The sequence below is a fragment of the Cellulomonas sp. P1_C4 genome (assembly GCF_056406355.1).
Window position 1 is genome coordinate 29,600 of record NZ_JBFUAI010000023.1, and the last position, 25,648, is coordinate 55,247.

General features: G+C 74.1%; 24 protein-coding genes and 2 tRNA genes. 9 read left to right on the top strand and 17 right to left on the bottom strand.

The genetic code is table 11. The features are described 5' to 3' along the window. Window positions 1-127: 127 nt before the first annotated feature. From AC1DYZ_RS17340 to AC1DYZ_RS17360, 5 genes are all read right to left on the bottom strand, one after another. A tRNA-Glu gene (locus AC1DYZ_RS17340) sits at window positions 128-200 on the bottom strand. Between the two features lie 85 nt (window positions 201-285). Next, window positions 286-357 (bottom strand) — tRNA-Gln (locus tag AC1DYZ_RS17345). A 159-nt stretch (window positions 358-516) separates the two neighbouring features. Then, window positions 517-972: a DUF6912 family protein gene (locus AC1DYZ_RS17350; protein ID WP_477066376.1), complete on the bottom strand. Its 456-nt coding sequence runs from the start codon at window positions 970-972 to the stop codon at window positions 517-519. A gap of 37 nt (window positions 973-1,009) precedes the next feature. Then, window positions 1,010-2,272: a CpaE/TadZ family protein gene (locus AC1DYZ_RS17355; protein WP_477066409.1), complete on the bottom strand. Its 1,263-nt coding sequence runs from the start codon at window positions 2,270-2,272 to the stop codon at window positions 1,010-1,012. A gap of 1 nt (window position 2,273) precedes the next feature. Further along, entirely contained in the window at window positions 2,274-2,936 is a 663-nt protein-coding gene (locus AC1DYZ_RS17360; protein WP_477066377.1) for a CpaB family protein, read from the bottom strand. 113 nt (window positions 2,937-3,049) lie between these two features. On the opposite strand from AC1DYZ_RS17360, the gene AC1DYZ_RS17365 reads away from it, so the two are divergent. Next, window positions 3,050-3,283, top strand: a complete 234-nt coding sequence (locus tag AC1DYZ_RS17365) for a helix-turn-helix domain-containing protein (protein ID WP_477066378.1) — start codon at window positions 3,050-3,052, stop codon at window positions 3,281-3,283. Window positions 3,284-3,289: 6 nt separating this feature from the next. On the opposite strand, the gene AC1DYZ_RS17370 is transcribed toward AC1DYZ_RS17365, so the two are convergent. The 3 genes from AC1DYZ_RS17370 to AC1DYZ_RS17380 all read right to left on the bottom strand — a co-directional run bounded on the left by AC1DYZ_RS17370 (window position 3,290) and on the right by AC1DYZ_RS17380 (window position 5,307). Next, entirely contained in the window at window positions 3,290-3,817 is a 528-nt protein-coding gene (locus AC1DYZ_RS17370) for a hypothetical protein (protein ID WP_477066379.1), read from the bottom strand. An 89-nt stretch (window positions 3,818-3,906) separates the two neighbouring features. Further along, window positions 3,907-4,629 carry a hemerythrin domain-containing protein gene (locus AC1DYZ_RS17375; protein WP_477066380.1) on the bottom strand — a complete coding sequence of 241 codons (723 nt, stop codon included), beginning with the start codon at window positions 4,627-4,629 and terminating at the stop codon, window positions 3,907-3,909. Between the two features lie 213 nt (window positions 4,630-4,842). Beyond that, window positions 4,843-5,307 carry a hypothetical protein gene (locus AC1DYZ_RS17380; RefSeq protein WP_477066381.1) on the bottom strand — a complete coding sequence of 155 codons (465 nt, stop codon included), beginning with the start codon at window positions 5,305-5,307 and terminating at the stop codon, window positions 4,843-4,845. A 216-nt stretch (window positions 5,308-5,523) separates the two neighbouring features. Between AC1DYZ_RS17380 and AC1DYZ_RS17385 the strand changes: the two genes are divergently transcribed. Beyond that, entirely contained in the window at window positions 5,524-6,405 is an 882-nt protein-coding gene (locus AC1DYZ_RS17385; RefSeq protein WP_477066382.1) for a LysM peptidoglycan-binding domain-containing protein, read from the top strand. After that, window positions 6,402-7,004: an Rv3235 family protein gene (locus tag AC1DYZ_RS17390; RefSeq protein ID WP_477066383.1), complete on the top strand. Its 603-nt coding sequence runs from the start codon at window positions 6,402-6,404 to the stop codon at window positions 7,002-7,004. Before AC1DYZ_RS17385 ends, AC1DYZ_RS17390 begins: the two co-directional genes overlap by 4 nt. A gap of 148 nt (window positions 7,005-7,152) precedes the next feature. On the opposite strand, the gene secA is transcribed toward AC1DYZ_RS17390, so the two are convergent. From secA to mtrA, 8 genes are all read right to left on the bottom strand, one after another. Then, on the bottom strand, window positions 7,153-9,981 hold the full coding sequence (gene secA, locus AC1DYZ_RS17395) for a preprotein translocase subunit SecA (protein ID WP_477066384.1): 2,829 nt from the start codon (window positions 9,979-9,981) through the stop codon (window positions 7,153-7,155). After that, on the bottom strand, window positions 9,944-10,966 hold the full coding sequence (locus tag AC1DYZ_RS17400; RefSeq protein ID WP_477066385.1) for a DMT family transporter: 1,023 nt from the start codon (window positions 10,964-10,966) through the stop codon (window positions 9,944-9,946). The genes secA and AC1DYZ_RS17400 overlap by 38 nt, the downstream gene beginning before the upstream one ends. Continuing rightward, on the bottom strand, window positions 10,963-12,222 hold the full coding sequence (locus AC1DYZ_RS17405) for a winged helix-turn-helix domain-containing protein (RefSeq protein ID WP_477066386.1): 1,260 nt from the start codon (window positions 12,220-12,222) through the stop codon (window positions 10,963-10,965). Before AC1DYZ_RS17405 ends, AC1DYZ_RS17400 begins: the two co-directional genes overlap by 4 nt. Window positions 12,223-12,303: 81 nt before the next feature. Next, window positions 12,304-12,927 (bottom strand): ribosome hibernation-promoting factor, HPF/YfiA family, encoded by a 624-nt coding sequence (gene hpf, locus AC1DYZ_RS17410; RefSeq protein WP_477066387.1) that lies wholly within the window; start codon window positions 12,925-12,927, stop codon window positions 12,304-12,306. A gap of 201 nt (window positions 12,928-13,128) precedes the next feature. Continuing rightward, window positions 13,129-13,872 carry a ComF family protein gene (locus tag AC1DYZ_RS17415; RefSeq protein ID WP_477066388.1) on the bottom strand — a complete coding sequence of 248 codons (744 nt, stop codon included), beginning with the start codon at window positions 13,870-13,872 and terminating at the stop codon, window positions 13,129-13,131. A gap of 73 nt (window positions 13,873-13,945) precedes the next feature. Next, window positions 13,946-15,601, bottom strand: a complete 1,656-nt coding sequence (locus tag AC1DYZ_RS17420) for an LpqB family beta-propeller domain-containing protein (protein WP_477066389.1) — start codon at window positions 15,599-15,601, stop codon at window positions 13,946-13,948. After that, entirely contained in the window at window positions 15,598-17,304 is a 1,707-nt protein-coding gene (mtrB, locus tag AC1DYZ_RS17425) for an MtrAB system histidine kinase MtrB (protein WP_477066390.1), read from the bottom strand. The genes AC1DYZ_RS17420 and mtrB overlap by 4 nt, the downstream gene beginning before the upstream one ends. 7 nt (window positions 17,305-17,311) lie before the next feature. Beyond that, window positions 17,312-17,995: an MtrAB system response regulator MtrA gene (gene mtrA, locus AC1DYZ_RS17430; RefSeq protein ID WP_055912929.1), complete on the bottom strand. Its 684-nt coding sequence runs from the start codon at window positions 17,993-17,995 to the stop codon at window positions 17,312-17,314. A gap of 197 nt (window positions 17,996-18,192) precedes the next feature. On the opposite strand from mtrA, the gene AC1DYZ_RS17435 reads away from it, so the two are divergent. From AC1DYZ_RS17435 to AC1DYZ_RS17460, 6 genes are read left to right on the top strand one after another with little or no spacing between them, the layout of a single operon-like run. Further along, entirely contained in the window at window positions 18,193-19,329 is a 1,137-nt protein-coding gene (locus AC1DYZ_RS17435) for a glycerophosphoryl diester phosphodiesterase membrane domain-containing protein (RefSeq protein ID WP_477066391.1), read from the top strand. Beyond that, window positions 19,326-19,994: a DUF4129 domain-containing protein gene (locus tag AC1DYZ_RS17440; RefSeq protein ID WP_477066392.1), complete on the top strand. Its 669-nt coding sequence runs from the start codon at window positions 19,326-19,328 to the stop codon at window positions 19,992-19,994. The genes AC1DYZ_RS17435 and AC1DYZ_RS17440 overlap by 4 nt, the downstream gene beginning before the upstream one ends. Then, a complete protein-coding gene (locus AC1DYZ_RS17445; protein WP_477066393.1) occupies window positions 19,991-21,181 on the top strand; it encodes a DUF4350 domain-containing protein in 1,191 nt (396 codons plus the stop codon). Before AC1DYZ_RS17440 ends, AC1DYZ_RS17445 begins: the two co-directional genes overlap by 4 nt. Continuing rightward, entirely contained in the window at window positions 21,178-22,185 is a 1,008-nt protein-coding gene (locus tag AC1DYZ_RS17450) for an AAA family ATPase (protein WP_477066394.1), read from the top strand. Before AC1DYZ_RS17445 ends, AC1DYZ_RS17450 begins: the two co-directional genes overlap by 4 nt. A 1-nt stretch (window position 22,186) precedes the next feature. Next, the gene (locus tag AC1DYZ_RS17455) at window positions 22,187-23,479 is read left to right on the top strand and encodes a DUF58 domain-containing protein (protein ID WP_477066395.1); all 1,293 of its coding nucleotides are present in this window, start codon (window positions 22,187-22,189) and stop codon (window positions 23,477-23,479) included. Further along, window positions 23,476-24,633 (top strand): winged helix DNA-binding domain-containing protein, encoded by a 1,158-nt coding sequence (locus AC1DYZ_RS17460; protein ID WP_477066396.1) that lies wholly within the window; start codon window positions 23,476-23,478, stop codon window positions 24,631-24,633. The genes AC1DYZ_RS17455 and AC1DYZ_RS17460 overlap by 4 nt, the downstream gene beginning before the upstream one ends. Here the strand turns inward: AC1DYZ_RS17460 and AC1DYZ_RS17465 are convergent. Beyond that, window positions 24,630-25,619: a stage II sporulation protein M gene (locus AC1DYZ_RS17465; RefSeq protein WP_477066397.1), complete on the bottom strand. Its 990-nt coding sequence runs from the start codon at window positions 25,617-25,619 to the stop codon at window positions 24,630-24,632. The genes AC1DYZ_RS17460 and AC1DYZ_RS17465 overlap by 4 nt on opposite strands. Window positions 25,620-25,648: the final 29 nt, after the last annotated feature.

Consider the following 25,648-nt stretch of genomic DNA (forward strand, 5'->3'; position numbering starts at 1 on the left):
GTCCGATTCTCGTCCAGGCTCGTGCGCGCCGCCCCGCTGAGCGCGCCGGACCCGAGCCCGACGTGGGCGGCAACGACGAAGGGCCCCTCCCAGCGTCTTCCGCTAGGAGGGGCCCTTCGCAACTCTGTACCCCCGACCGGATTCGAACCGGCGCTACCGCCGTGAGAGGGCGGCGTGCTAGGCCGCTACACAACGGGGGCCTATACGCTGCGGGACCCGAGGGCCTCGCTTGCGAGTGAACACTCTACCCGATCCTCCGAGGAGGTCGGACCAGCGGTGCTCGCGCTGGGGTACCAGGACTCGAACCTAGACTAACTGAACCAGAATCAGTCGTGCTGCCAATTACACCATACCCCATGGGGGTATAACGCCCGGAGCTCGGGGGCCGCCTGGCGGGGCGGACACACGTGCATCCGGACGTCGTACCGGCGGTGAACACTACCTGAGCGTCGGGGCCGGGTCCAACTGGCTCCCGCTTGGACGGCCGTTCGTGACGAAGGCCACGGAGCCGCGCGCTCAGCGGGGGATGCTCGCCAGCTCCGAGGCGTCGTACCAGAGCAGGTCACGCTCGTCGAGGCGGTCGACGGCCGCCTCGTCTCCCCCGGCCGCGAGCACGACGTCGGGAGCCGCGCCGGGCTCGTCGACGTGCACGCAGATGACGTCGGCCTGCGCKACCGCGCTCACCAGCTCGATCGCGCTGGGCACGTCCTCGTCGTCCGTGACCGGCTCGACCGCGGCGTCGGGGACGTCGACCGAGACGACCAGCCGCAGCTGCGGGGCGTCGGGGTGCGTCGCCAGGTGCTCGAGCGAGTCGTCCGCCGCCGCGAGCTGCGCCGCGAACTCGAGGCCCTCGTCGTCCTCGTCGGGAAACAGGGCACGCAGCGCCGGCGTCACGGCGTGCGCGCGGCGCGCCGTGAGGGATCCCGCTGTGGGGTCGAGCTGGTCGAGAGAGGCCGGGAGGTAGATGCGCACCCCGCCAGTGTGCCGTGCGGCGGGCGCACCCGGGCGGTCAGGCGCGCGCGGCAGCGATCGGCTCGAGCGAAGGCGCGCCGACGAGCACAGCATCGACCCGGGCCGCGACGCCGGCGAGCGCCCGCCGCACGGGCGAGCCCGGAGCGGCCTCGCGCAGCGTCTGCGCCTCGAGCAGGGCCGTGTCCACGGCCGCCCGGTCGTCGGGCACGAGGTGCGCGTCAGTGACGCCCGCGTAGCGCGCCAGGGCCTGACCGACGGCGTCCCCGGGGTGCGGGCCCGCCACGGAGGCCCGGACCCGGTTGACCACCACGACCCGCGTGGCACCGAGCCCCAGGTCGGTGAGCTCACCGAGGCCGCGGACCAGCCGCTGGATGCCCACCGGGTCGCCGGCGCCGACCACGAGGACGACCTCCGCCGCCTCCAGGGCGCTGAGCGTCGCCGCGTTGCGGCGCGGGGCCCGCGTGTCATAGCTGAGCACCTCGTCCTGCTCGAGGCAGAAGCCGCAGTCGACCACCGTCCACTCCGCCAGCCCGCGGGCCACCGACCAGACCGCGTCGAGCGACGACGAGGGCAGCTCCGGCCAGCGGTCGGCCCGCGAGATGCCGGAGAGCACCCGTAGGTCGGGCGCAATGGACGGGGTCAGCCGCGCGAGGGTCATCAGGTCGAGCGTGCCCTGACCGGCCGCGCGGGCCGCGGCCGCCAGACCGGGCGCCTCGTCCAGCATGCCCACCACCTGAGCGACGCACCCGCCGTAGGTGTCCGCGTCGACGAGCAGCGTCCGGCGCCCGGCGGCGGCGAGCTCAGCCGCCACGTTGACCGCGACCGTCGTCCGGCCCGGCGCACCGGTGGGACCCCAGACCGCCGCGACGAGGCCCCGGCTGGGGCGCCGAATCTCCTCGGGCTGGGCGATGCCCGGCACGTCGTCGTCGCGCGCGTCGTCGAGGATCGCCAGGGCGTCCCGGACCACGGAGCCGGCCGCAACCTCGTCCTGCGGGGCGACGGCCACGAGGTCCGCACCCAGCGCGGCGAGCCGCTCCCCCAGCCAGGGACGCGCGGCGTCGCCGATGCCGACCACGCGCACGCCCGCGCGGTGCAGCAGGTCGATCGCCTCGCGGTCCAGCAGCTCCAGGTCGCCCGAGACCACGGCGAGCCGGCCGAGCCCGGCCTCCGCGGCGGCGAGCAGCTCGGTGAGGTCGGCGCACCGCCGGGTGACGCTCAGGCGGCCGCCGGTCTGCTCCACGGCCTGGACGATGATCGACTCCGCCGCACCCTGCACGGCGCACAGCACCCCGACCGTCACGTCAGCCACCCGTCCCGGGCACCGGCACCACGTCGACCGCACCGTCGGCGGCGAGAGCGGTGAGGATGCTGGGCAGCACGTCCGTCGGCACCAGCACCTGGACCGAGCTGCCGCCGGACGCGCGGAACGCACCGGACGGCGTCGTCACCTCGGCAACCGTGAGGCCGCCCGCAAGTTGCCTGGGCTCCCCCGGCGACGCGTCGTCGTCGGGTGCCGGCGGGGTGAACCAGACGTCGACCAGCACGCCGGGTGCGAAGTCGTGCGACGGTGCCCGCGTCAGGGTGATCGACACGGGCCGCAGGTCGAGGTCCGCGGCCGAGCCGACCGCGGAGGCCGGAACCAGCTCGCCGCGACCGACGGCCCTCACGACGACGCCGTCCGTGGCGACCGGCTGGTCCGCCCGTAGGTAGTGGTCCAGGTTGACCGTCCCCAGCCGCACGTCCACCACCGCGAGATCGTCGACCGCGACCCGGTCCCCCGGCACCAGCGCCGCGCGGGTCACGTAGACCGGGACGGTGGCCTGCGCCGTCCGCACCGCCCACGAGCCCAGCAGCACCGACGCCGCCACCATCGCGATCCCGGCCAGCAGGCGCGGGTCACGCCAGCCCGGACGACGCAGCCGCGCGGCCACCGGCGCGGGCAGATCGATCACGCTCGTGTCCATCGACTCTCCTGGTTCGTCGGCCCGTGGGCCGCCATCTTGCCGTGTGCGGCACGCCGCGGAGGGAGCATTGTGGACAAACCGGTCCGGGCGCCAGCGCGTGCCACACTGCGGTCATGCCGTCGAGGTTCCTCACGCTCGCTGACGTCACCGAGGTGCTCAACATCTCCGCCCCGCAGGCCTACGCGCTCGTCCGCTCCGGCGAGCTGCCGGCGATCCAGATCGGCGGACGCCTGCAGTGGCGCGTCGAGTCCACCGAGCTGGAGAAGTACATCCAGCGGATGTACGAGCAGACCCGCGCCCGCATCACCAGCGACGGCGGGACGCACGAGGAGCCGGTCTCGGACTGACGAGCCTCAGCCGCCCGACCGGACCACCCGGAGCGCGGCGAACGGTACGGCCCACGCGCCACGGCCGGTCCGGCTCTCGTCCGTGAGGTCGAGATGGTCCGCCCCCACCCGCTCGATCCGACCCGAGAGCTCGGCGCCACGAACATCGAGGCGGACGACCGCCCGATCCCGCGCCAGCGCACGCAGCGCATGCCCGAGTCCCAGTCGCGCCTCGACGGCGCCCGGGGCCGGGGCGGCGTGCGCGACGAGCCCGTCGACCGCGACGACCGCGCTCATCGGCACGAGCGCCCGGCGCATGGGCGAGGCGGCCAGCAGGAGCCATTCCGGCGCCGCATCGACGAGCTCACCCTCCACGGCGTCGGCACTCCCCACCAGCACGCGCAACCGGCAGCCGACCGACGAGCGCGCCCTCGCGGCGAGCCCGACCGACGCGCGCTCAGCACGCGCCAGCTCGGCGACGTCCGCCCGCAGGTCGGCGAGCCGGCCCGCCGCCAGCTGGGCCTCCATGTCCGCGAAGAGCGACTCCCACCGCATGGGAGCACCGTAGGGGGTCGCGCCGTTCCTTACGCTCCCCGACGCCTGCATGCACATCGGCGGCACCCGCCTCGCGGGCCCCGCGGCCGTCACACCGTCGGCGGCACGGGCTCCCCGGGAAACAGAGCACGGTGCTGCTTCGCGTACTGCCGCTTGCCCAGCGTCTTGTAGAGCACGCGGACGAAGGCGGGCGCCTCGCCGAAGAACCGGGCGCGCTCGGCCGGCTCGAGGTTGGCCAGGAGGATGCCGAACTGCGGCATGAGTCGCGACTTCGGGATGGCGTCCATGGTGTGCTCACCGAGCTGCTCCCACTCCTGCTTCGTGAGCACCCGCTCGGCGACAGGGATGACCTCGACGACCTCGCGACGCAGATGGACCTTGAGCACCGCGAACATGCGCTCGTAGGCGTCGGCGAGACGCTCACGGTCGGCGGGATCCGCCGCCCCACGCCACTGCGTGAGCAGCGGCCCGGCCTCGTCGAGGAGCTGCTGCACCTGGGCGTGGTGGGCACGCATCTGCGACACGTGCAGGGCGCAGGCGGGCGCGCGCTGCTCGAGCTTGTCCCACAGCAGCTGGTCCTCGCTGTGGTGGTGCTCGTGCAGCGTCGCGTCGAGGTCGCCGAGCCACTGGCCGACGAGCTCGCTGCGGGCGGTGTCGCCGGCGGCGACTCCCCGGACCAGGCCGGGAGCCTTCCCGTACGACCAGAGGAAGGCGTTGTGCACGACGCGCATGTCCTGCCCGTTGCACAGCTGCGGACCCTCGGGCACCGGCGGGGCGATCTCCCCGGGCTCGGCGACGTAGAACTCGACCACGGTTCCTCCTGCAGCACTGGAGAAGAAGCGATGGGCTGTCGCGCACTCGCGCGAGACGAGGCTACCGACGGCGAGGGGTGCGACAAAAGGGGCAAAACGCCTCGCTTGTCCAGAGCGAGCCCAGAACGACGCAACGACGTGCCTGGGGAGCGGCCCGTCAGGCGCGCCGAGCTCCGTGGGAGCAGGCCGGTCCCCGGCGTGCCCGTGCCGCCGCTACCGTCCGGTCCGCCGTCCGGCGACGGCGTCGTCGCGCCTGACAGAGCGGCGAGCGAGCCGCCAGGCGACGGCAGACTCGCAGAGCCCGACTGCGAAGAACGCCCACTGGATCGGGGAGCTCCAGCCGATCAGCGGCAGCTGCACGACGACCCACGCCGTCAAGGTCATGCCGGCCGCGAGGCCGACGACTGCGGCTCGGCGATCCGCACGGAGTGCGAGAACGAACGCGACCAGCTGTGGCACGCCGACGACCAGGCCGAGTGCCAGGGTCGGAACGCGGCCGGCGTCATCGACGACGGCGAGATGCCCCACCACCTCGGCGACAAGAGGCTCGAAGGCGCCGGTCAGGAAGCCGTGGACCCCTGCGACGACGCCGACAAGGGTGAACCCCTGGAGGCCGAGGAGCGTGCGGCGCAATGCCTTCGACCCCCGGACGTGGGTGTCGTTGGCGACGGCCGACATGGTCCAACGATGGCGCGCCGGTGCCCCGACGAACACGGTCGAAAGACCCTGGCGGTGGCGGCGCAAATCCCCTCCTTCCCCTCGCGGCGACACCACGTGCGCGGCAAGGGCACCGCCGGATCACGGGCACCACTGGACACAACATCGGGCATTCGGGTACATGTATGACCCTCAAGAACCATCAAACTGCATCAAACGACATGATTTGAGGTCATCGTGGCGATCGACGACAGCAGGAACGGTGTCCGCCCTCGTGCGGGCGGGGCGCTCGGTGCCCTGCTCGTAGGAGCAGCGGCGTCGGCCACGCTGGCTGCGGCGGCGGCGGCCCGGCTCTCGGCCGCCGTGACCGCGCAGGCAGGTGCGTGGCGCGTGGACACGGCCGTCGAGGTGGGCGTCTGCGCGGTGGGCGCCGTCGTGGCCTCGTGGCTCGCCGCCAGCGCGCTCCTCACCGCGGTCTGCGTCGTCGCCCGGGTAGCCGGCGCGAGCTGGCGGGCGGGCGAACGGCTGGTGCACCGGTACGCACCGGCGATCGTGCGCAAGGCGCTCGTCGTCGCGGTCGGCGCGAGCGTCGGGCTGGGCGTCGCGACCGGGGCGTCCGCGACCACCCCCGCGCCGACACCGTCGCCCACCGCGTCGGTCGCGATCGGCGCGGACGATCTCGGCTGGGTCGTCACGACACCACCGGCGGCCTCGGACCGCGAGATCTCTGTGCCGGGGCCGGAGCCGGAGCAGTCGGCATCGGCATCGGCATCGGCATCGGCATCGGCATCGTCGATCGTGCAGGACGATCTGCGAGCCCAAACGGCGGGTGCCGCGACGCCGGCGCAGGTCCCGGCACAGGTGCCGACGAGCGCGCCCGCCGTGCCGTCGGTCGCCGCCGCCCCCGCGAACAGCGACACCGTCGCCGTCGCGGACGGGGACAGCCTCTGGGCCATCGCCACCCGGCACCTGCCACCCGGCGCGAGCGACGCGCAGATCGCCGCCGCGTGGCCGCAGTGGTACCACGCAAACGCCGCGACCATCGGCGCGGACCCCGACGTCATCCACCCCGGACAGGTGCTGGTGGTGCCCGCGACGGTCGCCGGAGCGTTGTCATGAACGCGCTCGTGCTCGCCCGCCCGGGCACCGGCTCGGCCACGGAGGAGGCGTTCGCTCGCGTCCGCGCGGCGCGGCACGKGGACGCCAGCGCGCGGCAGCGCCGGCCGCAGGCGCGGCTGGTCCCGGCACTGCCGCCTCCCGCGGTCGAGGAGGCGGCCGGGCCTGAGCAGGCGGTGCCGCTGACCGCGTCGGCGCGCATCGCCGTCCTGCGGGCGAGCGACCGGTCTCCCATGGCCGAGGTCGACGACGACGAGCCCGGGCCGGTGCCCGACGGCGACCCGGCCGTGGTCGCCCGCACGATCGCGCTCGCGGCGCTGGAGGTGCTGACCGGCCGGCGGTCAGCCGCCCAGCTCGCACGCTGGTTGACGCCCGGCGTGCTCGACTCGCTCCAGGTGCGGGCGGGCCTCACGCAGCGGGTGCTCGGAGGCGTTGGGACGGGTCGGCCCCCGATGATCCGCCGGGCCCGCGCCTGCCGCGTCGGGCCGCTCGTGCTCGAGGCGAGCGTCGTGGCCGACGACGGTGCGCGGGTCCGGGCCGTGGCGGTCCGGCTCGAGGGACACCGGGGTGCCTGGCGCGCCACGGCGCTCGAGATCGGCTGACGCGGGACGCACGAAGGCCCGCCCGGTCCAGCCCGACGAAGCACCGCCCTCTCAACTCCCCAGAAACGACCACGGTCGCTACAACTCCTCAGACGAGGTGTTGCAGCGACCGTGTGAACCCGCCGATCGGGGCAGGCCGTCGTCCAGGTCAGCGCTTGCGCTGCTGCTTGGCCGCCTTGCGGCGTGCCTCACGGTTGGCCGTGCCGTCCTCGCCGGACGTGGCCGCCGCCGGCCGGGCGCCCGCGTTCTTGCCGCCCGCGTCCCCGCGCGTGACCACGCCGCCGTCACCGTCGACCGACGGGGCCGAGTACTGCAACGGGGCGCGCTGGGCAGGCCCGTCGATCCCCTTGGCCACGAGCTTGCCCGGCGTCGGGCCGTCCGAGACCGACGGCTTGAGCGCCGCCTGCGCGCCCGCGCTGGCCGCTGCCTGGACAGCCGAGTCCGCCGTCACCGCGGGAGCCGCCGGGGCCTCGGGCTCCGCGACCTGGACCTCCAGGTTGTACAGGAAGCCGACCGTCTCCTCCTTGATGGCATCGGTCATGGCGTTGAACAGCTGGTAGCCCTCCCGCTGGTACTCGACCAGGGGGTCGCGCTGGGCCATCGCCCGCAGACCGATGCCCTCCTTGAGGTAGTCCATCTCGTAGAGGTGCTCGCGCCACTTGCGGTCGAGGACCGAGAGCGTGACGCGCCGCTCGAGCTGACGCATGTTCTCCGAGCCGATCTGCTCCTCGCGCTCGGCGTACGCGTGCGCGGCGTCGGAGAGGATCTCGCGCTCGATGAGCTCCGCCGACAGGCGCGTCGCTCCGCCCGCCTGCTCGATGACCTCCTCCGGCGTGATCGAGACGGGGTACACGGCCCTGAGCGCCGTCCACAGCGCGTCGAGGTCCCAGTCCTCCGGCCGACCCTCGGCCGCCGCGCCGGTGATGTAGGCCGACAGGACGTCGGTGCGGAAGTGCGTGACCTGCTCGTGCAGGTCCTCGCCCTCGAGCACCCGGCGGCGCTGCTCGTAGATCACGACGCGCTGGCGCGACATGACGTCGTCGTACTTGAGGACGTTCTTGCGGATCTCGAAGTTGCGCGCCTCGACCTGCGACTGCGCCGACTGGATGCCGCGCGTGACGATCTTCGACTCGAGCGGCATGTCCTCCGGGAAGCCGGCGCGCGTCATCATCGACTCGGCGAGGCCCGAGTTGAACAGGCGCATCAGGTCGTCCTGCATCGACAGGTAGAACCGGGACTCGCCCGGGTCACCCTGACGGCCGGACCGACCACGCAGCTGGTTGTCGATGCGTCGCGACTCGTGCCGCTCGGTGCCGAGCACGTACAGCCCGCCCAGCTCGACGACCTCGTCGTGCTCGGCGGCCACCGACTCCTTGGCCTTCTCGAGCGCGAACGGCCACGCGGCCTCGTACTCCTCCGCGTTCTCCGCGGGGTCGAGGCCACGGGCGGACAGGTCCTCGACGGCCATGAACTCGGCGTTGCCGCCCAGCATGATGTCGGTGCCTCGACCAGCCATGTTCGTCGCGACGGTCACGGCACCCTTGCGACCCGCCTGGGCGACGATCGACGCCTCACGTGCGTGCTGCTTGGCGTTGAGCACCTCGTGCGGCACGCCCTGCTTCTTCAGCTTGGACGAGAGCAGCTCGCTCTTCTCGACGCTCGTGGTGCCCACCAGGACCGGCTGACCCTGCGCGTGCCGCTCGACGATGTCCGCGACGACGGCGTCGAACTTGCCGTCCTCGCTCTTGTAGACGAAGTCGCGCTGGTCGATGCGCTGCATCGTGCGGTTGGTCGGGATCGGGACGACACCCAGGTTGTACGTGCCCTGGAACTCGGCGGCCTCGGTCTCGGCCGTACCGGTCATGCCCGCGAGCTTGCCGTAGAGGCGGAAGTAGTTCTGCAGCGTGATCGTGGCGAGCGTCTGGTTCTCCGCCTTGATGGCGACGCCCTCCTTCGCCTCGATCGCCTGGTGCATGCCCTCGTTGTAGCGGCGGCCCGGCAGGATGCGGCCGGTGTGCTCGTCGACGATCAGCACCTCGCCGTTCATCACGACGTAGTCCTTGTCGCGCTTGAACAGCTCCTGCGCCTTGATGGCGTTGTTGAGGAACCCGATCAGCGGCGTGTTGAGGGACTCGTAGAGGTTGTCGATGCCGAGGTAGTCCTCGACCCGCTCGATGCCGGGCTCCAGGACGCCGACCGTGCGCTTCTTCTCGTCGACCTCGTAGTCGCGCTCCGCCTGCAGGCGGCGGACCACCTTGGCGAACTCCGCGTACCAGCGGTTGGTGTCGCCCGACGCCGGTCCGGAGATGATCAGCGGCGTGCGGGCCTCGTCGATGAGGATCGAGTCCACCTCGTCGACGATGGCGAAGTTGTGGCCGCGCTGCACCAGCTCGTCGGTGCTCCACGCCATGTTGTCGCGCAGGTAGTCGAAGCCGAACTCGTTGTTGGTGCCGTAGGTGATGTCGCACGCGTACTGCTTGCGGCGTTCCGACGGCTCCTGCCGCGACAGGATCACGCCGCTGGTCAGGCCGAGGAAGCGGTAGACACGGCCCATCAGCTCGGCCTGGTAGCTGGCCAGGTAGTCGTTGACGGTGACGACGTGGACACCCTTGCCGCTCAGCGCGTTGAGGTACGCGGGCGCCGTCGCGACGAGCGTCTTGCCCTCACCGGTCTTCATCTCGGCGATGTTGCCGAGGTGCAGCGCGGCGCCGCCCATGAGCTGCACGTCGAAGTGCCGCTGCCCGAGGGTCCGCCGGGCGGCCTCGCGCACCGTGGCGAACGCCTCCGCGAGGATGTCGTCGAGCGTCTCGCCCTCGGCGAGGCGGGCGCGGAAGCGGTCCGTCTCTTCGCGCAGCTCGGCGTCCGACAGCGCGACGAAGCTGTCCTCCAGGGCGTTGACCTGCTGGGCGATGCCCGACAGCTTCTTGACGATCCGGCCTTCACCGAGGCGCAGGACCTTCTCGAGGATCGCTGGCACGCACTACTCCCGACGTGTTCGCACTCCGGGCGCGCGCGGCGTCGGAGCGGCTGAGGTGACCGGCCGCACGGCCGGGCCCGTCCATCGTAGGCGAGCCTGCGCGGCGCGGGCGTAGAACGACCACCGCGCCGCCCAGCAGCACCGCGCCGACGACGCCCGCGGCGCCGAGACGCTCCCCGCGCAGGAGGACCGCGCCGATCGTGGCGGTGAGCGGTTCGAGCAGCGCGAGCAGGGCCGCGGTGGTGGCCGGGACGTGCCGCAGCCCCGTGAAGTAGGCGCTGTAGGCGGCCGCGGTGGGCACGACGGCCAGGTAGGCCAGGAGCGCCCAGCCCTGGGCGTCGGCAGGGGCGGCGAGACCGGGGCCGGCCAGTGCGGCGACCGGCAGCAACAGGATTCCGCCGAGCGTGAACGCGGTCGCCGTGAGGGGCAGCGGGCCTAGTCCCGGCACGCTGCGGCGGTTCAGCCCGGTCATCGTCGCGAACGCCGCTGCCGCGACGAGCGCGAGCAGTGCGCCGGCCGCGGTCCCCGGCCCGGCGGCGTCCGACGGGCCCACCAGCAGCACGAGACCCGCCAACGCGAGGCCCAGCGCCAGCAGGGTGCGGGGCGACGGGAGCCGTCGCTCGGCGACGGCGGTGCCCACGGCCACCAGCAGCGGTGCCGCACCCAGCGCCACGAGCGTGGCCACCGCGACGCCGGCCCGCTGCACCGCGCCGAAGTACGCGGCCTGGTAGACCGCGGCGAGCAGCGCGGTCTGGACCACCCGGAGGACCACCGGGCGCGTCCGGGCCAGGCCGCGCAGCGCGCCCGCGACCGCGAGGCCCACCAGCAGCACTCCGCCGCCGCCGAGCAGGCGGTATGCCGCCACGGTGAGCGGCGGGAGGCCGGCGACCTCCGCGAGCGCCGCCCCCGCGAGCCCGCCGGTGCCCCAGAGCACCCCGCCGAGGGCGACGAGCGCGAAGTCGCGTGGCCGGGTCTGGGGCGTCACGCGGCGAACCGCAGGGCGTGCGACAGGTCGACCGCGAGGTCGCCGCGCAGCAGCCCGTCGCGGTCGCCCACGACGATGTCGTCCAGGCCGAGCCACCCTCCGAGCTCGCGCAGCTCCGCGGCCAGGGGCTCGACGACGTCGGCGTCCGGCAGGGTGGAGCCCAGCGAGCGGTGGGCCGCGTGGACGCGCAGCACACGGGCCTGCCGGTCGGCCTTGAGGTCGACGAGCGCGGGCAGCGCCTCCCCCAGCAGGAACGGCAGCACGTAGTAGCCCCAGACGCGCTGCGGCTCGGGCACGTAGATCTCGATGCGGTAGCGCAGGCCGAACAGCGCCTCGAGCCGGCGGCGCTCGAACACCAGCGGGTCGAACGGGTTGAGCAGCGCCTGCCCGGTGGCCCGGCGCGGGAGGTCGGCGTCCCGGTGCCGCCACACGGTCCCCTGGTTCCAGCCGTCGACGACGACCTCGTGCAGCACCCCCTCCTCCACCAGCTCGGCGATCGCCGGCGCGACCCGGACCTCCTTGATGCGGAAGTAGTCGGCGATGCTGCGCAGCGTGCCGATGCCGTGCGCACGCGCGCCGATCTCGGTCAGCGCGCGGATCGCGTCCTCGTCCGAGGGCTCGGGGGCGGCCAGGACCTCCGGCGGCAGGACCCGGGTCGTCAGGTCGTACCGCCGCTCGAACGCGCCGTTACGACCCGCCGACGTGATCTCCCCGGTGAAGAACAGGAACTCGAGCACGCGCTTGGCCACCGACCAGTTCCAGCCCCACTCCCCGCGCGTGGTCGGGTGCTCGGCCTCGAAGTCGGCCTGCACCTCGCGCGCCGTGATCGGGCCGCGCTCGGCGATGATCGCGCGGACCTCCTCGAGGATCGGCGAGTGCTTCAGCGGCACCTCGGCGATCGCGCCCCACGCCTGGTTCTGGTAGTCGCGCTGCCGGAAGCCGAGCAACCGGTACGTCTCGGGCGGCACGAACGAGGCCATGTGCGCCCACGTCTCCACCAGCCGACGCGGGGAGCGGCCGGACGCGCGGTCCAGCAGCGCCGGGTCGTACGCGCCGATCCGGGAGAACGTCGGCATGAGGTGCGCGCGGGCGAGCACGTTGACGGAGTCGATCTGCAGCACGCCCAGCCGGTCCACGACCTGCTGGAACTGACGCATCGTGGGCTCCGCCGCGCGCTCCGGGCGGGAGCGGTCGAGGCCCTGCGCACGCAACGTGATGCGGCGGGCCTGCGAGAGGGAGAGGCGCTCGGGAAGCACACGCCCATCCTGCCCTGCACCACCGACACGACGACGCCCGCCCGGTCACGGGACCGGACGGGCGTCGTGGCACCGGTGTCGTCAGCCTCCGACGGCGGCCGCGACGGCGACGGGCGTGTCGAGCTTGATGATCCCGTAGCTCCAGCCGCGGCGGCGGTACGCGACCGACGGCTGCGCGGTCTCCGCGTCGATGAACAGGAAGAAGTCGTGCCCGACGAGCTCCATCTCATAGAGCGCGTCGTCGACGGTCATCGGCTGTGCCTGGTGGACCTTCTCGCGGATGATCACGGGCGAGTCGCCGAGAGTCGTCTCGGTGGCCGCGTCGGGGTCGACCGGTGCGGCTGCCTCGGGCTCGGGCTCGGGTGGCCGGACGTCGACGGGGGCGATCGGAGTGTGGTTGCGGTGGTCCTTGCGCCGGTCACGCGTGCGACGCAGCCGCTCGAGAAGCTTCCCGAGCGCCAGGTCCAGCGCCGCGTACCGGTCGTCTGCGCACGCCTCGGCGCGGATCACGGGTCCTCGGTCGACGACCGTGAGCTCGACGCGCTCACTGCTGCCCGCCTGACGGGGGTTGGTCTCGTGCGACACGACGACATCGATCCGCTGCGCGCGGGGGGCCAGCTGCTCGACTTTCGCGAGCTTCTGCTCGACGTGCGTCCTGTACTTCGGAAGCACCTCGGTGTGCCGGCCGGCAACCACGATCTCCATGTGAGCCTCCTGCGAGGTCAGGGGCGGGCCGTGCCCGCCCAGGTGACAAGCGATGGGCTGCCCCAGGGGGCAGTCGGGCGGCGTCACCTCCTCCCGCGGCCCGCCGGACGACCCCGCTGGGGTCGGCTCCGCTCGGCGCCGTGGCTCAGGCCCCCACGCTAACCCCGTGGGTGTCGACGAACCACCCGCACCGCGCAGGGATCACCCTGTGGACATCGGTCGCCCCGGTGGCAGCCTCGGCGGGGCGGTCGGACCGGGCGTCGACGCGAGCGTGACACCCCCGACGACCAGCGCCCCGGCCCGCTCGAGCACCGCGCGGGAGACCGCGAGGGTCGCACCGGTCGTCAGGATGTCGTCGACGACGAGCACGGCGCTCCCCCGCACGCGCGGCACGTGGGCCGGGCGCACGCGGACGCGCCCGGCGAGGTTCCTGGCGCGGGCCCGCGCACCCAGGCCCACCTGGTCCCGACCGCCCACCCGGGCCAGGACGGGCACCGCCTCGGCCGGCACGCCGGCGTCCGAGAGCCCGCTCGCCACCGCGGCTGCGAGCGCACCGACGAGGTCGGCACCCCGGCGGCGGCGCGACGCGGCCGTCGACGGTGCGGGCACGACGAGGAGCGGCCGGTCGCCGAGGTCCAGCAGCCCGGCGACGACCCGCGCCGCCCTCGTGGCCGCGCGCGCGAACGGACCGGTGAGGTCGAGCCGGCCACGGTCCTTCCACGCGACGATCCCGCGCCGCACGTCGCCCGTGCAGTCGGCGAGCGTCCACACCGGCAGCGCCGCGGACCCGTCCAGCCGGTCGAGCCTGGGCGCGCGGTCCTCGCACCGCCACGGCGGCCCAGCCACACGGGAGTCGCACGCCGGGCACCAGGCGACGTCGTCGGCTCCGCACCCCCCGCACTCGACGGGCAGCAGCAGGCCCAGCAGCTCACGGGCGAGGGTCACGGACCGAGCGTGCCCTCGCCCGAGCTCGACCGACGCGCGAGCCGTGGACGACCGGGGGCTGTGGGCGCCTCGATCAGCCGGGGAAGAACGGGTCGGACGCGCCCGTGACGCCGATGATCTGCGCCCAGGTGGGTCCGACGAACCTGCGCAGGTCGCCGTCGGTCGTCGTCACGTAGATGACGCTCCCGGCCGCGAGAGCCGCGAGCTTGGGCACGTCCGGCAGCGCCTTCGTGGGGCCGGCGACCGGCACCAGGTGCACGGCGGGGTTGCCGGTCGACCGTCCGATCACCGCGAGCGTCGACTCGTCCGCCCAGACGACCGCGCTGGCGTCGACGAGCGAGGCACCCGCACGCTGGGGCAGGCCCACCTGCTGCGGGGAACCTGACTCGTCGCGGGTGATCGCGGCGACGTCGACCTTCACGTCGTCGGCACCGGCGGAGATGATCGCGATCCGGACCCCGTCGCGGGCCACCCGCACCGCGCGCACGGTCCGGTCGACCAGCCAGTCCGCGGTCACATGGACCGGGTCGCCGTCGGCGGGCACCGCGACGAGGCCGTCGGACGAGGCGGTCCAGGCCCAGCCGAACCGGTCGACGGACGGCGCGACCAGGCCGGTGCCGGTGAACAGGTCGCGAGCGGGCTCGGCACCGGTCGGCACGGTCGTGAGCCTGGTCGTCCCGGAGAGCATCACGCGGACCGAGGCGTCCTCGTTCCGCGCGGGGTTCCGGGCGTCGAGACCCGCGAGCGAGCCCAGCCCCGGCACGGGGGCGGCCTCGCCGTCGACGAGCGCGGCGATCTTGTCGTCTTGGACGAGCTCGACGTTGCTCGGGGGCTGGTTCCCGCGCTGGAGCGTCTTGGCGCCCGGCTCGAGGATGACGCCGCCCGCGTCGACCTGGACGGAGCCGATGCCCTTGACGGGCAGCAGGCTCGCGTCGATCTGCTGGAGCAGGAGGTCACGGTCCGCGCGGGTGACCGCGAGCGCCGGCGCGAGGCTCACGTGGGCCACGCCGTCCTCGCCGATGGTGACCGACTGCGGGTTGAGCTCCACGCCGTCCGGCACCGCGGTGTCGACCGCGTCCTGCAGCCAGGGCGACGGGCCGGCGAGCAGCTCGGTCATGATCGAGGTCGGCAGGTTCTTCCAGGGGAACCAGCGCGACTCGGGGACGAGGAACACGTGGTCGGGTGACAGGAAGTAGAGCGAGGCCGGCCGGTAGCTGCGGGCGAAGTCCTCCTGCTGCAGGATCAGGCCGTCGGGCGGCTTGGAGATGCGCCACTGGTCGGCGTCGTCCTGGACCATCTCGAACGTGAACGACTCGCCGCCCTCGGGCGCCGCCTCGGCGTAGCGCCCGCCCTCGTCCACGCGCGCCTTGACGGGGACGTCGATGGTGACCTCGGTGTCGACGGTGGACGGCTCGTACTGCCACGGGCCGGCGACGGCGACGCTCGCCAGCGGCTGCCAGGTGGTCTTGGCCTCGCCGGCGAGGTACTCCCGCGCCGTCACGAAGCTGTCGCTGAAGCCGGCGGCACCGGCCGCGAGGAAGCCGTCGACGATCTCCGTTGGGGTGTCACCCGGCTGCGGGCCCTCGGCGAGCACGTCGATGTCCGACGGCTCGGTGACCTCGGCATCACCTTCCTGCACCGGTCCCGAGGTCGGGATCGCGGTGCACGCCGCCAGCACGGCCACCGTGAGTGCGGCGAGGGTCGCCCGACGGACCCGGCGCGCGCTCATCGGACCTCCTGCCGGTCGGCCGTGTCGAGCTCGTCGGCCACCATGTCGGGCAGCGCCGCGGGGTCGGTGTGCGGACGCACCACGGGGATGCGCAGCGCGCCGGTGATCGGCGACTCGTCCGGCGTGAGCGGCAGCGGCGACCCGCTGAGCCGGATGCCCGCCCGTCGCGGCAGCGTGAGCCGGAAGCTCGCGCCACGGCCGGGCCTGCCCCACGCCTCGAGCCACCCGCCGTGCAGGTGCGCGTCCTCCAGCGAGATCGCCAGGCCGAGGCCGGTGCCGCCGGTCGTGCGGGCACGCGCCGGGTCGGCGCGCCAGAAGCGGTCGAACACGTGGACCGCCTCGTCGGGCGTCATGCCGACGCCGCGGTCGCGGACGGTGACGGCCACCGAGTGCGCGTCGGCCCCGACCGTCACCTCGACTGTGCTGCCCTCGGCGTGCTCGACGGCGTTCACCAGGAGGTTGCGCAGGATGCGCTCGACCCGGCGGGGGTCGATGTCCGCGACGCAGCGCTCCTCCGGGACCACCACGTGCAGCCACGCGCCGCGCCGGTCGGCCAGCGGCGAGGCGTGGTCGACGGCCTGGATGACGACGTCCCGCACGTCGCGGCTCTCGGCGTCGAGCACCGCGGCACCCGCGTCGAACCGGCTGATCTCCAGCAGGTCCGCCAGCAGGTCCTCGAACCGGTCCAGCTGGGTCTGCAGGAGCTCGGCGGACCGCTTGGCGGCGGGGTCGAAGTCCTCGCGCGCCGCGTGGATGACCTCGCCGGCCATGCGGATGGTCGTCAGCGGGGTGCGCAGCTCGTGCGAGACGTCGGAGACGAACCGCCGCTGGAGGGTGGACAGCTCCTCCATGCGATGGATCTGGTCCTGGAGGCTGTCGGCCATCTCGTTGAACGAGCGCGCGAGCGTCGCCATCTCGTCCTCGCCCTTCTCGGGCATCCGTTCCGACAGGTGCCCGTCCGCCAGCCGTTCGGCCACCTCGGCGGCGCGCCGCACGGGCCGGACGGTCTGGCGCGTGACCAGCCACGTCATGCTGCCCAGCAGCACGACGAGGGCGACCGCCGCGAGGCCCAGCGTGCGCTGCAGGAAGTCGAGGCGGTCCTGCTCGGACTGCAGGCTGTAGAGGAAGAACAGCTGGTAGGTGCCGTCGACGGGGACGGTCACGTCCTGGCCGACGATGACCCCCGGCGAGATGCCGCCGGACTCCAGGGGGATCGCGACGGACTGCCAGTGCTGGCCACCGCCGGCCGTCGCGATGCGGAGCTCGGTGGTGACGAGCGGCACCAGCTCCTGGTTCGAGGCGGCGCCCGAGACGGTGACGCTGCCGCCCTTCTGCCCGGGCGCGCGCAGCAGGAACACCTCCCGGCGGTCGGACCCGCCGGTGCGCTGCGCGAGCGCGACGTCGCGCTTCAAGCGCTGCACGTCGGTGCCCGACGTCGCCGTCGACGCGTCGAGCGTGGCCTGCGCCTGCTGGGTGGAGCGGGCGCTCTCCTCGAGCACCTGGTCGAGCCGCGCGTTGAACAGGCCGTCGGCCATGCGGCCGCTGACGTACGCGCCGACGAGCGTGAGCGCGACGAGGCCGATGGCCAGGGTCGAGGTGATGACGCGGACCTGCAAGGAGGACCGCCACGCCCGCGCCCAGGACCGGACCCGTCGTCGCGACCGTGCCCGAACCAGCCGCCAGGCGCTGGTCACCCGCCGCATGGAGGCCTCACGTCGAGGCCACGCCCGCCTTGTAGCCGACGCCGCGGACGGTGACGACGATCTCGGGCTGCTCGGGATCGTTCTCGATCTTCGAGCGCAGACGCTGCACGTGCACGTTCACGAGCCGGGTGTCGGCGGCGTGCCGGTAGCCCCACACCTTCTCGAGCAGGACCTCGCGCGTGAACACCTGCCAGGGCTTGCGGGCGAGCGCCACGAGCAGGTCGAACTCGAGCGGGGTGAGCGAGACCGGGCGGCCGGCGCGCGCCACCCGGTGGCCGGGGACGTCGATGGTCACGTCGCCGATGGTCAGGTGCTCGGGGGCGGGCTCGTCGCTCCGGCGCAGCCGGGCACGCACGCGGGCCACCAGCTCCTTCGGCTTGAAGGGCTTCGAGATGTAGTCGTCGGCGCCCGACTCCAGGCCGAGGACCACGTCGACCGTGTCGCTCTTGGCCGTGAGCATGACGATCGGCACGCCCGACTCGGCACGGATCTGCCGGCACACCTCGTTGCCGTCCTTGCCGGGCAGCATGAGGTCGAGCAGGACGAGGTCCGGCTGCGTGGCTCGGAACACCCCGATCGCCTCGTCACCGTCCTCGCAGAACACAGGGTCGAAACCCTCCGACCGCAGCACGATGCCGATCATCTCGGCCAGCGCGGTGTCGTCGTCGACCACCAGCACGCGTCCCTTCATGGCGGCATTGTCGCACCGTGCAGCCCCGGACCTGGGCCACCTGGGTCCGCGACGCGACACGGACCCCCACAGATCACCCGGACGCGCGTCGGAGGCGCCTGCCGCCGTGGCACGATGATTGCTCCGCGGGGGGCCAGGCTTTGCAGGCCGCCGCGGCGATCCGCCCGTCCGACGACAGCCGAGGGAGCCGCGCTCGCATGACGAGCCCGCACGACGACGTTCCACAGACGCCGACGTGGGCCGCGCCCTCCGGCAGCACGCCTCCGCCGCCGGCGCCGCCGGTCGCGCCCGGCCCGCCGGCTCCCGTCCCGCCGCCGGGCTGGGGTACGCCGCAGCCCCCCGCCGGCTATGGCGCCTGGGGACCCGCATCGCCACCGCCTCCCGGTGTCGTGTGGCGCCCGCCGGCCCTGCAGCCCGGCATCATCCCGCTGCGCCCGCTCGGCATGGGCGAGATCTACGACGGCGCCTTCCGGGCCGTGCGCGCCAACCCGCGCGTGATGTTCGGGCTCGCCGCGCTCGTCGTGACGCTGGCCGTGGTCCTGCAGTCCGTCATCCAGTGGTACGTGAAGGGCATCGCCGCGGGGCAGCTGTCCGACCTCTCCACCGACGTCGACCCGTCCGGTCAGATGGGCTTCGCCGACCAGCTGGGCTCGTCGTTCGGTCTGCTCGTCGGGGCGCCCGTGACCGCGATCGCCACGACCGTGCTCACCGGCCTGCTGATCGTCTCCGTGAGCCGCTCGGTCCTCGGCCAGGTCGCGAGCGTGAGCGAGGTGCTGCGCTCCTGGCGGGTCTGGCTCGTCGTCGGCTTCACCTTCCTCACCGGGCTCGCGTGGGTCGTCCTTCTCGGCGCCCTGGTCGCGGCCGTCGCCCTGCTCGCGGTGAACGACCAGATCGCGCTCGCGGTGGTCGTGGGGCTGCTGAGCCTGCTCGTCGTGGTCGTCCTCGGCGTCTGGTACTCGACGCGGACCATGCTGGTCGCGCCCGCCCTGATGCTCGAGGGCAAGAAGTTCTGGCCGACGATCGTCCGGTCGTGGCGGCTCACGCGCGGGAGCTTCTGGCGCCTGTTCGGCATCTACCTGCTCACCAGCGTGCTCGCCGGGATCATCGTCCAGATCATCGTGTTCCCCGCGACGCTCATCTCCAGCCTGTTCCTGCGCGACCCCACGGCCACGTCGTTCGGCTCGATCGTGGTCATCGGCATCGCCAACATCATCGCCTCGACGCTGTCGACCACCTTCCTGTCGGCGGTCGTCGCGCTGCTCTACATCGACGTCCGGATGCGCCGCGAGGGCCTGGACGTCGAGCTGGCGCGCGCCGCGGAGACCACGGCGTGAACCTGGCGGCCCGGGTGATGGCCGGGGTCCCGGTCGACCCGGACGCCGCGACCGCGCGCCGCTGGGCCCGCCAGGAGCTGCTCGACCCCGTCTACCACGAGCAGCGCTCGCTCCTGCGGCGGCTGTGGGACTGGGTCGCCGAGCAGCTGGCCGGCCTGCGCACGCCCGCGGCGCTGGACCCCTGGCTCGTGCTGCTGGTGGTCGGGGTGGTCGTCGCCGTCGTCGTGATCGCGTTCCTCGTCGGCGGGCCCGTGCGACGTTCGCGGACGAGCCCGTCCTCGCGACGGGTCCTCGACGCCGACGACAGCCGGAGCGCCCAGCAGATCCGGGCGGCCGCGGACGCCGCCGCCGGTCGTGGCGACTGGTCGCTCGCGGTCCTCGAGCGCTACCGGGCGATCGTCCGGGGACTCGAGGAGCGCACCGTGCTCGACGAACGGGCGGCGCGGACGGCCCACGAGGCCGCCCTGGCCGCCGCCGCCCGGCTGCCCGAGCTCGGCGCCGACCTGGTCGCGGCGGGCAGGATGTTCGACGACGTGGCGTTCGGCGACGTGCCCGGGACCGCCRACGACGACCGCGTCGTGCGCGCGCTCGACGAGCGCGTGMGCGGCACCCGGCCCGCCGCCGGACAGTCCGTGGCCGACCTGGCCGTGGCGGCCCCCCGGTGAGCGTGGCGACGGACGTCGTCGTCGGCGACGGCACCACCGCCCGCAGCAGGTCGTCGCGACGGTGGCGGCGCGCCCGGTGGCCGCTGGGACTGCTGGCCCTCGTCGTGGTCGCCGGTGTGCTCTCGGCGCTGCCCGAGCCCCAGACCTCGACGCTGACGCTCGCCCCGGACAACCCGGCCCCCGCGGGTGCCCGGGCGGCGGCGCAGATCCTCGGGCGCGAGGGTGTCGACGTGCGCTACGTGCGGCACATCTCCGACGTGCACGCGCTCGCCGTCCCCGGCTCGACCCTGCTCGTCGTCGGCGACTACCTGCTCGACGACGCCCAGATCGGCGTGATCGACGCCAGCGGTGCGGACCTCGTGATGGTCGACGCCGAGTGGGCGCTCAGCCTGCTCACCGACTCCGTCGCCGCGGACGGCGGGCTGTCGGGCCAGCCCGAGGTCCGCTCCGCGCAGTGCGACGACCCCGACGCCGTCGCCGCGGGCTCCATCACCGCGACCGGCTCCCTCCTGGCCACCGGCCCCGCCGCGGTCGTCTGCTTCCCGGCCCCCGGCACCGGTGTCGATCGGGGCGGCGCGTACGCCGTGGTCGACGACGGCGAGCGGCGACTGGTCGCACTGACCGACTTCGCGCCCCTGACCAACGAGCACCTCGACGAGCAGGGCAACGCGGCCCTCGTGCTGCGGGCGCTCGGGCGCCACGACCGGCTGGTCTGGTACATCCCGTCGCTCGACGACACCGGGGTGACGAACGAGCCCAGCGGCGGGCTCGCGCAGCTGCTGCCGCCCGTCGTGCCGGTCCTCGCGCTGCAGCTCCTGCTCGTCGTCGCCGTGATCGCGCTGTGGCGGGGACGCCGMCTCGGCCGCCTGGTCACCGAGCCGATGCCCGTCGTGGTCCGGGCCGGGGAGACGACGCGCGGCCGCGGCCGGCTCTACCGGCGCGGGCGATCCTTCGGGCACGCCGCCGCCGCACTGCGCGCCGGCACGGCCGCCCGCAGCGCCTCCCGGCTCKGGCTCCCCCGCTCGGCGCCCGCACCGCTCGTCGTCGACGCCGTCGCCCGCGCGACGTCCCGGCGGCCGGCGGACGTCGAGGCCCTGCTCTACGGACCACCACCCACCGACGACCGCGGGCTGGCCGACCTGGCCCGCGCCCTGGACCATCTCGAGAGCGAGGTTCACCGAACGTGAGCGACGACAGCCCCCAGTGGACGGCGACGGCGGCCCCGCCGACGCCCGAGCCCTCGCACGAGCTGCGGGCCGCCCTCGGTGCCGTGCGCGCCGAGGTGGCCAAGGCCGTGGTCGGCCAGGACGCGGCCGTCAGCGGTCTGGTCATCGCCCTGCTGTGCCGCGGGCACGTGCTGCTCGAAGGTGTGCCCGGCGTCGCCAAGACGCTGCTGGTCCGCGCTCTGTCCGCGGCGCTCGACCTGGACACCAAGCGCGTGCAGTTCACGCCGGACCTCATGCCCGGCGACGTGACCGGCTCGCTGGTGTACGACGCGCGCACCGCCGAGTTCTCGTTCCGCGCCGGGCCGGTGTTCACCAACCTGCTGCTCGCCGACGAGATCAACCGGACGCCTCCCAAGACGCAGGCCTCGCTGCTCGAGGCGATGGAGGAGCGTCAGGTATCGATCGACGGCACGCCGCGACCGCTGCCCGACCCGTTCCTCGTCATCGCGACGCAGAACCCGGTCGAGTACGAGGGCACCTACACCCTCCCCGAGGCGCAGCTCGACCGGTTCCTGCTCAAGCTGCTGCTCCCGCTGCCCGAGCGCCACGAGGAGATCGAGGTATTGGCCCGCCACGCGGCCGGCTTCGACCCCCGCGACCTCGCCGGGGCCGGTCTGCGCCCCGTGGCGAACGCCGAGATGCTCGCCCGCGCCCGGGCGGAGGTGGCCCGCGTCCAGGTCGCGCCCGAGGTGCTCGGCTACGCGGTCGACGTCTGCCGCGCGACACGGCGCTCCCCGTCGCTCTCGCTGGGCGTCTCCCCGCGCGGCGCGACCGCGCTGCTGGCCACGTCCCGCGCGTGGGCGTGGCTGTCGGGCCGCACCTACGTCACGCCCGACGACGTCAAGGCGCTGGCCCACCCGACCCTGCGGCACCGCGTCCAACTGCGTGCCGAGGCCGAGCTCGAGGGCGTCACCACGGAGAGCGTGCTCGACACGGTGCTCGCGTCCGTCCCCGTCCCCCGCTGACATGGCCGTCACGTGGCGCGCGGCCGTCCTCGCCGCGCTCGGTCTGCCGGTGGTGCTCCTGGTGCCCGCCACCGGCACCGTGCTGCTCTGGACGCTGCTCGTCGTGGTCGCGTGCTCGGTCGACATCGCGCTCGCCGCGTCGCCCCGGCAGGTCGGGGTGCGGCGGGACGTCCCGTCGTCCGCCCGGCTCACGGAGCCGGCGACGTCGACGCTCACGCTGTCCCACCTGGGCCGACGACGGCTGCGGGCGGTGGTCCGCGACGCGTGGCCGCCGTCGGCCGGAGCCGTGAACGACCGGCACACGGTCGACGTCGCGGCCGGTGAGGGCACCCGGGTGCGGACGGTCCTGGTACCCACGCGCCGCGGCGACGCGCACGCGGACCGGGTCACCGTGCGCACGGTCGGGCCGCTGGGACTCGCCGGGCGGCAGGCCTCGCTGACCGTCCCCGGCCGGCTCCGGGTGCTGCCCGAGTTCGCGTCGCGACGGCACCTGCCCAGCCGGCTCGCCCGGCTGAAGGAGCTCGACGGGCGCGCGGCCGTGCAGGTCCGCGGCCCGGGCACGGAGTTCGACTCGCTGCGCGAGTACGTCATCGGCGACGACGTGCGCTCGATCGACTGGCGGGCAACCGCGCGCCGCTCGGACGTCGTGGTGCGCACGTGGCGGCCCGAGCGCGACCGGCGGGTGCTCATCGTGCTCGACACCGGCCGGACGTCCGCGGTGCGGGTGCTCGACGCCCCGCGGATCGACGCCTCCATCGAGGCGGCGCTGCTGCTCGCGGCGCTGGCCACCAAGGCGGGCGACCGCGTCGAGCTGATCGTCTTCGACCGCCGCGTTCGCGGCCGGGTGGCCAGCGCGACCGGCCCACGGGTCATGGCCGCGTTCGCCGACACCCTCGCCCTCGCCGAACCCACCCTGGTGGAGACCGACTGGCCCGGCGTCGTGGCCCAGGTGCGCGAGCGGCTGAGCCAGCGCGCCCTCGTCGTCCTGCTCACGGCCCTCGACCCCGCCGCGATCGAGCAGGGGCTCCTGGGCGTGGTCGGCCAGCTCACCGATCGGCACCAGGTGGTGCTCGCCTCCGTGGCGGACCCCGAGGTCGACGCCCTGCGCGCGGGTCGCGGCAGCGCGGCCGCCCTGTTCGACGCCGCGGCCGCCGAGCGCGTGGGCCTGGAGCGGGCCGCCGCGGCGATCCGGTTGCGGCAGCGTGGAGCCGAGGTGCTGGAGGCGCTGCCCGACGACCTGGCGCCCCGGCTGGCCGACAGCTACCTCGCCCTCAAGGCGGCGGGCCGGCTGTGACCGACCTGCTCACGCGCGCCCACCTGAACCGGGCCCTGCTCGCCCGGCAGCACCTGCTCCAGCGACGGGCCGGCAGCGCGCTCGAGGTCGTCGACCACCTGGTCGGGCTCCAGGCGCAGAACGCGTGGTCGCCGTACGTCGGGCTGTGGAGCCGGGTCGAGGGCTTCGCCACCGACGAGCTCGCCGACGCGTTCTGGGACCGGACCGTCGCGCGGATCGCCGTGATGCGCGGCACCATCCACCTGGTCACGGCCGACGACGCGCTCCTGCTCCCAGGCCTGATCGCTCCCCTCTACGCGAAGGACCTGCGGGTCAACGCCGCGCACGGCGCGGCGTTGCGCACGCTCGACGTCCCCGCCGTCACCGCGGCGGCCCGCGAGCTGGTCGAGGCCGAGCCCCGCGTGACCACCGAGCTCGGCAGGCTGCTCGCCGAGCGCTGGCCCGACGTCGCCCCGAGCTCGCTCGCCTACGCCGCGCGCGGGACGCTCCCGCTCGTCCAGGTGCCGCCGCGCGGAGTCTGGGGCCGCTCCGGCGCGACTACTTGGACCACGGCCTGGTCCTGGTTCGGGCCGGCGCGAACGGCGGCCGCACCTGACCTCGCCGACCCCACCGTGCTCGCCGCTCAGCTTGAGCGCCTCGTGCAGCGCTACCTCGCGGCGTTCGGCCCGGCCTCCGTCGCCGACGTGCAGAACTGGTCCGGGCTCACCGGGCTGCGGGCCGTCGTCGACCGGCTGGACCTCGTGCGGTACCGCGCCGAGCCGTCGCCGGGTGCCGTCCGCGAGCGCGAGCTGCTCGACCTGCCCGGGATGCCGCTGCCCTCTCCGGACGTGCACGCGCCCGTGCGTTTCCTGCCCGACTACGACAACGTGCTGCTGGGCCACGCCGACCGCACCCGGATCATGTCGCCCGAGCACCGCCCGTACCTGGCCAGCCCGAACGGCGTCGTGCCGGCGACGTTCCTGCTGGACGGGCGCGTGGCGGGGACGTGGGACGTGCCGCGCGGCCGTCCCGGACCGGTCACGCTGACCGTCCGGCCATTCGCGCAGCCGACCGCCGCGCACGCCGACGAGCTGCGCGCCGAGGCCGAGGCGCTCGTGGTTCTCATGGCCGGTGAGGTCGACGAGCACCACGTGGTGATCGTCGACCCTGCCTAGCCGGCGGTCGCCAGCACGTACCCCGCGCGGTCGGCCTCGAGGTCGCCGGTCTGCCCGGCCCGCACGGCGCGTCGTCCGAGCACGATCGTGTAGGTCCAGAAGGCGGCCAGCGCGAGGACGCCAGTGCTCACCTTGATGGCCCACGGCAGGCCGGACCCGGTGACGAACCCCTCGATCAGCCCGGAGACGGCGAGCACGCCGACCAGCCCGATCGCCACCGTGATCAACGCCCGGCCCTCCTCCGCCAGCGCCCTGCCGCGCGGGCGTGGACCGGGGACCAGCCAGGTCCAGAACAGCCGGAGGCCGGCCGCACCGGCGACGAACACCGCGGTGAGCTCGAGCAGCCCGTGCGGGGCGATGAGCTGCAGGAACACGTCGAGGTGACCGTGCGCCGCCATGAGCCCGCCGGCGGCGCCGACGTTGATCGCGTTGCTGGCCTGGAAGTACACGGGCAGGACCCCGGAGATCCCCGTCCCGATGCTGACGGCCGTGAGCCAGGCGTTGTTCGTCCAGACCATCGCGGCGAAGCCCGCACCCGGCGCGTAGTACTCCGCGAACGACTTGTCGACATACTCCTGCTGCTGGCTGGGCGTCCCCATGGACGCGAGGGCCTCCGGCTGGGTGGCCACCCAGACACCGGCGGTGACCGCGAGCACGACGAACGCCGCGGCGACGCCCACGGTCCACCAGCGGATCCGGTACAGGGCCGCCGGCAGCGAGACCACGACGAATGACGTGACGTCGCGCCAGCTGGGCTCGTGGGTCCCCGCGATCGCGGCCCGGGCGCGCCCGACGAGCATCGACAGCCGGGTCACCATCTCCGGGTCGGGGGCAGCCGAGCGGACGCTCGACAGATCGACGGCCACCGCCTGGTAGAGCCGGACCAGCTCGTCCGCTTCCGCGCCCGTGCGCCGGCGCTGCCGCACCAGCTGGTCGAGCCGGCCCCAGTCCGCCGACCGGGCCCGCTCGAAGGCGTCGAGATCCATGCGGCACAGCCTGCCATCCCGGAGCCTCC